We start from the raw sequence: 2,638 nt of genomic DNA on the forward strand, positions 1-2,638 counted from the left end.
CGGGTCAGGTCTCCCGGGACGGCGGCAGGTCCGCCGGGCGGAGCGGGCCCGCCCGGTCCAGCAGGCCCGTGCGGGCCGCCAGGGCCGCCGCCTCCAGCCGGGAGCCCACCCCCAGCTTCATCAGCACCCGCTGGACGTGGGTGCGAGCGGTCGAGGGCGCGATGCCCATGCCCGCCGCGATCAGGCGGGTGTCCTCGCCCTCGGCGACCCGGACCAGCACCTCCACCTCACGCGGGGTCAGCATCTGCAGCAGCCGCTTCCCCTCGTCGTCCGGCTGCACCGCGGGATTGAGCAGCTCCCCGAACGCCCCCTGGAGCAGTTGCGGCGCCACCGCGGCCTCCCCGGCGCGGGCCTTCATGATCGCGCGCTCCACCGTCTCGATGCGCTCGTCGTGCCGCACGTAGCCGGACGCCCCGGACGCGAACGCCGCCGCGATCCCCCGGGGGCTCGGCACCGGCCCCAGCACCAGGACCGCCACCTGCGGCCGCTCCCGCTTGATCTTCACCACCGGGTCGAAGATGCCCGGCTCCGCCGGTGCCGCCGTGCCCAGCACGCACACCTCCGGCGCCCGGCTGATCACCAGGTCCGCCGCACCCGCCACGGGCGCGGCCGCGGCCAGCACCCGGTGTCCCCGCAGCTTCAGCGCCGAGGCCAGTGCCTCGGCGAGCAAACGGTGGTCGTCGACCACCATCAGCCGCACTCCCATCGAGCAACCCCCCAGTCCCCCACCGGACTCCCACTCGCACCCGCACCCCCGTGCGCATCCCCCGGATGCCCCCGGAAGCTACACGCTTGTTCGACGTCGCGCTCCCCCTACCGGCGAGAATCGCCCCGGATCACCGAGATTCTCTCATTCGGCGGCGAAGCGCACCGGATGCGCGGTACGCGCACGGCCCCGTCCCTGAGCAGGGACGGGGCCGTGTCACGGGGCCTCGGGAGCCGGTCAGCCGGTTCCGAAAGCGATCAGCAGGTATTCCTTCCTGCTGCTCTCGTAGTCACTGGCGAACACCTCCGACATGTAGAGCTGTCCGTCCGAGAACAGGATCTCCGAGTACTCGGGCAGCATGCTCGTCTCGGCGTCGCGCACCGACTCCGTCGCCGGGTTGCGCAGCAGCGTCGTCTGCTTGAAGGAGCCGCCGTCGATGCTGACGATCTCGCCGCCCTTGTCGTACGGCGGCCGCTTGTACGCGATCACGTTGGCGCCGTCCATGCGCAGCGGGGTCAGCGTGTAGCCGTCGCCGGCGTCGGCGCGCTGTCCGGTCTGCTTCCCGGTGGCCAGGTCGAAGGCGACGATCTCGTTGGTGTCGCTGTACTTGCCGGTGCCCTCGTGCTCCTCGGTGGCGATGTACAGCTTGTCCTGGCCCACGGCGAGCCCCGAGCACTTCTCGATCTTGGTGATGCCGTCGCAGCGGGCCGCGTAGTCGTCGCCGGGGGCGGAGATGCGGGCGCGCAGCTTGCCGGTCTTGTTGTCGACGGAGAAGAAGTCGGAGATGCCGCTGCCGTCGCCCGCGGAGTCGCCGACGTCGGCGGCCACGACCAGCGGGTCGGTGGACACGACGCTCGCGTACTCGATGCCCTCGCTCATCTTGTACTCGGTGACCACCTTCCCGGACTTCGGGTCGATGGTCTGGATGTGCAACTGGCGCTGGGAGTACGGACCGCACTTGCGCACGGCGACCAGCTTGGGGCCGCCGCCGTAGCCGGAGTCGTAGCAGGAGTCGGACGGCTTGGGCGCCCACAGCTGCTTGCCGCTGCCGATCTCCCAGGCGGCGCCGCCGCTGGTGCTGCCTGCGGCGACGGTGTCACCGCTGACGGTGACGTTGTTGAAGCTGATCGGGCGGGTGCCGGCCTTGGCGGTCTTGGTCCACAGCTCCTTGCCCGCCTCCAGGTCGATCGCCGCGACCTCGGTGCAGGACTGCGGCTCGGACTTAGTGGGCATGGCCGGCTTGTAGACGATCGCCGTCCGGTTGTCGTCGGTGGCGTGCCTGCTGGCCTCGCACACCGGGCCGGGCAGCTTGACCGTCCACAGCTTGGTGCCCTTGTCGCGGTCGTAGCCGACGATCTCGGCGATGCCGCTCTTGGCGTACACCTTGTCGGTCAGCCAGGAGCCGGCGACCACGATGCTGGAGCTGTCCTTGGGGGGCTTCGGGGCGGGCACCTGGAACAGGACCTTGGAGGCGGGGTCGTCCGGCGCCTTCTCGGAGGCACCCGCGTTGCCGCCGCTGGTGCCGCCGTCGTCGCCGCCCTTGGCGTCCGTGCCGCCCTTGTCGCCGCCGCCGTCGGCGGAGTTGTTCTTGTCGTCGTCCTTGCCGGCCGCGTACATGACGCCGCCGCCGACGATCAGGGCGATGGCCGCGACCGCCGCCACGATGATCGCCACCTGCGGGTTGAACCTGCGGCCGCCGCCCGGCGGCTGGGCCTGCGGCTGCATCGGCACGGTGGCGTGCGGGTAGCCGTAGCCGGGCTGCCCGTACGGCTGCTGCTGCGGCTGGCCGTAGGGGCCGGGCTGGCCGTAGCCGGCCGGCGGGGTCGGGTGCCCGTACGGTCCGGGCTGCTGGCCCGGGTAGCCGTAGCCGGCGGCGGGGGGCTGCTGCGGGTAGCCGTAGCCGGGACCCTGCGCCGGCGTCGGCGGGCCGGC

Annotated in this window: 2 protein-coding genes; both read right to left on the bottom strand. The window is 72.3% G+C overall.

The window, feature by feature from the left end; all coding sequences use genetic code 11:
* Positions 1 to 4: 4 nt before the first annotated feature.
* Complete coding sequence (locus G3I53_RS10220) at positions 5 to 706, bottom strand: LuxR C-terminal-related transcriptional regulator (protein WP_164333828.1); 702 nt, start codon at positions 704 to 706, stop codon at positions 5 to 7.
* A gap of 237 nt (positions 707 to 943) precedes the next feature.
* A partial coding sequence (locus tag G3I53_RS10225; RefSeq protein ID WP_239063740.1) for a PQQ-binding-like beta-propeller repeat protein occupies positions 944 to 2,638 on the bottom strand: 1,695 nt, incomplete at its 5' end.

The sequence above is a fragment of the Streptomyces sp. SID14436 genome, from assembly GCF_010548465.1.
Taxonomy (GTDB): domain Bacteria; phylum Actinomycetota; class Actinomycetes; order Streptomycetales; family Streptomycetaceae; genus Streptomyces.